Below are 3657 nucleotides of genomic sequence, written 5' to 3' on the forward strand. Positions count from 1 at the left end.
GGCCGACTCCTCGACGGACTCGTGCCCGATCATCGTCTCGCTCACTCGGCGTCTCTCCTTGATCAGCAGATCCGCCGTTGATTAGACACTCCCCCCTGACCCAGGGTGAGATTATGTTATGAAGCACTCGCTGAGAACCCTGTCCTATGTGGTGAGACGGACGTAGCGCTTGTAGCGGGTCCGTCCACGGAATTGGGCGACTGCGGCTCAGCCACCTCGACGGGCTCAGGTTCAGTCTTGTTGTTGCTGGTCATCGGCGCATTGATCAGGAGTTACACCGTGCTTTCCGTTGACAGACCCGTCCTCGCATGACACCGACGGTACGCGCCGTACGTCTCGCACGTTACGTACGTACTGCATCGAAGGATGTAGTGGGCTTTCGTCGCTGCGGACGAAGAATCCGGCCCCGAGCGCCCCGACCATGGTGGGAAAGCGAGCATCACGGGCGGGAGTTGGGGTGGCAGAGGTAGTGGGGACGCGGGCGGTCGTGGTGGCAGAGGGGGTTACCGGGAGCGCAGGCGGCGGGGCGCGGGCGCGCCTGCCGTTGCTGGATGTGCTGCGTGGGGTGGCGATTCTCGGGACGTTGATGAGCAACGTCTGGATCTTCACCGGGCCGGGAGCCGAGTGGGGCGTCCTCAGCGGGAACGCCGGAACCTCGGCGGGGGCCGACTCCTCGTCCCTGGCCGGGGTGGCGGAGACGGTCTTCCGGTCCCTCGCGAACGGCAAGTTCCTGTCGATGCTGACGATTCTCTTCGGGGTCGGGCTGGCCATTCAGTTCCGGTCGGCCGCCAAGCGCGGGCAGTCGTGGCCGGGCCGGTACAAGTGGCGGGTGCTGTTCCTCTTCGCCGAGGGGACCGTGCACTTCGTACTCGTCTTCGCCTGGGATGTGCTGATGGGGTACGCGGTGGTCGCTTTGCTGGTGGCCTGGCTGCTCACGCGTTCCGCGCGGGCCCAGCGCATTACGTGGATCGCCATGGGCGGACTCCACTTGGTGGCGATGACGCTGCTCACGGCTGCCATGCTGCTCGCCTCGGGCGGCGAGACGGGTGGCGGCCCCGACACCGATGCCGTGGCGCTGTACGCCGAGGGGGGTTACGCGGAGCAGGTCGCCTTCCGGCTGTCGCATGCCGTGGTGCTGCGCACGGAACCGGTGCTCTCCTTCGGGCTGTTGGTGTTCCTGTTCCTGCTCGGCGTACGGCTCTTCAGGGCCGGGGCCTTTCAGGGCGATGCAGCGGGGCGGCGCATTCGGCGTCGGCTGGCCGGATGGGGACTGGGGATCGGCCTGCCCCTCAACGCCTTTGCCGTGCTGGGCGGTTCGGGCTTCTTCCTCCTGGAGCGGTACGGTGCAGCGCCGGTGCTGGCGATCGGCTACCTCGGCCTCATCGGCATGATGATGGACCGGCTCCGCCACCCGGGCCCACTGACCTCCGCCCTTACCTCCGTCGGCCGTACGGCCCTGTCCTGCTACGTACTGCAGAACGTGCTCGCCATGCTGGCCTCCTACGGCATCGGCCTTGGCCTGGCGTCCCGTTGGGCGGACAGCGGCCCGTGGTGGGTGATGGGTCTGTGGGCGGCGATCTGCCTGGTGCTGGTGATGGGGGCGAGCCTGTGGCTGCGGCGGTTTGAGCACGGGCCGCTGGAATCGGTGCAGAAGCGGCTGCTACGGCGCTGAGTCCAGCGGCCCGTGTCGGCCGCGGACCTCAGAGGACGCCGGCGAGCGGTCGGGCACTGAGAGGACCTTTCCGGGCTCGGTGTGGACGGCGTGGACCGTTCAGCGGCCCGAGGCAGTGGGCAGGCGCATGGTCGGGCTGGTCTTCCGCTTCGACCCGGTTCGTCACCGAGCGCTGTGTCAGCCGCATTCGGGGGCATCCTCCGGGCGCATGTTCCATGGTTCGGACGTCACGAGGCGGACTCCCTTCGGCGGCTCCTCCCAGTCCCGGGAACGGGACACGATCCCCCCGCTGCTGCGCAGCCAGACCCTGCCCTCCGGATCCATGAACTCCAGTTGAAGTCCGGAGAGGTCTTCCTCCGTCAACCGCGGGGACCGCTGCTCCCGGGACATGGAAGACAGCAGAAGCCCAGTGGAAATGTCGAACTGTTTGCAAGGGCGCAGGGCTTCGAGATCCCACCACACAGCGGGGTCCCGCAGGACGAAACGCATGTTCATCACGCGGGTGCTGCCGTTGGTGACGGTCACGATGGAATGGATCCGGTAGAAGTCGACGTGCTTGGCGTAGGTCTGCTCTTGCTCCTCGCTGGCACGCTGCTCGGCCCTGATGCCGAGGACCAGCCCGCCGAGCGCCGCGACCACGGTGACGATCGCGACCAGAGCTCTTCCGGCCCGGACAGCGGTGGGTTCGGATGGTTCGGAGGGAGACGCACCACGCTCCTCCGGAGGAACGCTCGTCGGAGTCCGTGGAGCAGGCGGTTCAGCAGAAGCCGGGCCGCCGTTCTCCGAGCGGGTGCCCTCTTGTCCCCCGAGCCCAGTCATGCTTCATGGATGTCCAGTGGACAGAGCACTATGCCTGTACGGCCTGGCGCCCGCCGCGCACACGGCCGCGCGGTGCACGGACCGGAACATCGCTGGCGCCTTCACGGATTGCCAGAGGCCGGTCGGGCCTTGGCGCCCGATCGTGCGGACATGCCCTGCTCCTGGAGGACGGCATCGGCACGGCCGCCCGCCCCGTGGCCGCGATGACAGCGCTCCTGCTCACTTTCGGCGCGGTCAACGCCTACCTTGCGGGAGGCGCACGCCTCGGCGTGGCCCTAAGTCAGGCAGGCACCATGCCCCGGCGCCTGGTGACCGGCCCGGCCGCGGCAGGGAACAATCCCGGCCGCAGTCTCACGGTCCTCATGGCCGCCTCCACCGCTATCACGCTGGCCTCGGCGCTCGGCATGATTGGCCTGGACACCCTCCTGCGGGCCACCTCGGCATGTCTGATCGCCGTCACCCTGGCGGGTGCCTCGACGGTCCTGCTGCCCCGTCGACGCGCTCTGTGGTACGGCGCCCTCCTCAGCAGCGCGGTGATGAGTGCCGTCCTCGTCTTCTGCGGGTTGTTCCTCCCCGTGCCCGCCGCTCTGGCCGTCGCCGCCTCTACCTTCCAAACCGTCCGCGCGGCCCGCACACCGCCCTCACCGCCAGTACCTCCTGCCTTGAAAGGGAGACATCCTGAGTACGACCAGCCCGCGGAGAAGAGCTGCCATGTTCGTCGGCACCGCTGACGACCCCCGGGTCGGTGCTCCCTCGACCGGCGAAGAGCGCGGCATGCTCATCGGGTTCCTCACGGCCCAGCGGGCGACGCTGAAGTTGAAGTGCGCCGCTCTGGAGGCGGAGTTGTCCAGGCAATCCGTCGAGCCGTCCGCACTCTCGCTGCTCGGTCTCGGGCGTGGCGCGGGACACTGACGACTCCGGTGAGTCCGGAAGCACCCGACCAGCAACGCGGTGGCGTTGAGCGCTGTAGCACCCCAGCTCACCGCGCTCACCGACGCCGAGCGCGGCCTGCTGGTCGAGTGGATGCGGCGCGCCACCACGTCGGACTAGCGACTGACCGCGATGGTAAAAATTTCCGTTAGCGAGTTGACGTCAGCGCCGGGGCGCGGCCCCGGTCGAAGAGGGCCGCCGCCGCTGGCAGGCCCGGTACGACGCAGCCCGCAAGC

4 protein-coding genes are annotated in these 3657 nt (G+C 68.3%); 3 read left to right on the forward strand and 1 reads right to left on the reverse strand.

The window, feature by feature from the left end; genetic code table 11:
• Positions 1-490: 490 nt before the first annotated feature.
• Entirely contained in the window at positions 491-1672 is a 1182-nt protein-coding gene (locus tag ABZW18_RS34320; RefSeq protein WP_356195334.1) for a DUF418 domain-containing protein, read from the forward strand.
• Between the two features lie 177 nt (positions 1673-1849).
• On the opposite strand, the gene ABZW18_RS34325 is transcribed toward ABZW18_RS34320, so the two are convergent.
• On the reverse strand, positions 1850-2491 hold the full coding sequence (locus tag ABZW18_RS34325; protein ID WP_356195325.1) for a hypothetical protein: 642 nt from the start codon (positions 2489-2491) through the stop codon (positions 1850-1852).
• A gap of 203 nt (positions 2492-2694) precedes the next feature.
• Between ABZW18_RS34325 and ABZW18_RS34330 the strand changes: the two genes are divergently transcribed.
• Positions 2695-3222, forward strand: coding sequence for a hypothetical protein (locus tag ABZW18_RS34330; protein WP_356195328.1), 528 nt, complete (start codon positions 2695-2697; stop codon positions 3220-3222).
• The gene (locus ABZW18_RS34335; RefSeq protein ID WP_356195331.1) at positions 3203-3403 is read left to right on the forward strand and encodes a hypothetical protein; all 201 of its coding nucleotides are present in this window, start codon (positions 3203-3205) and stop codon (positions 3401-3403) included. Before ABZW18_RS34330 ends, ABZW18_RS34335 begins: the two co-directional genes overlap by 20 nt.
• Positions 3404-3657: the final 254 nt, after the last annotated feature.

This window comes from Streptomyces sp. NPDC004647, assembly GCF_040609575.1.
In the GTDB taxonomy this organism is placed as follows: Bacteria; Actinomycetota; Actinomycetes; order Streptomycetales; family Streptomycetaceae; genus Streptomyces.

What these genes read in the sequence shown, in the direction of transcription:
- ABZW18_RS34330 (WP_356195328.1), top strand. Translation starts at nt 2,695, where the DNA reads ATGACAGCGCTCCTGCTCACTTTCGGCGCGGTCAACGCCTACCTTGCG.
- ABZW18_RS34335 (WP_356195331.1), top strand. Translation starts at nt 3,203, where the DNA reads ATGTTCGTCGGCACCGCTGACGACCCCCGGGTCGGTGCTCCCTCGACC.
- ABZW18_RS34325 (WP_356195325.1), bottom strand. Translation starts at nt 2,491, where the DNA reads ATGACTGGGCTCGGGGGACAAGAGGGCACCCGCTCGGAGAACGGCGGC.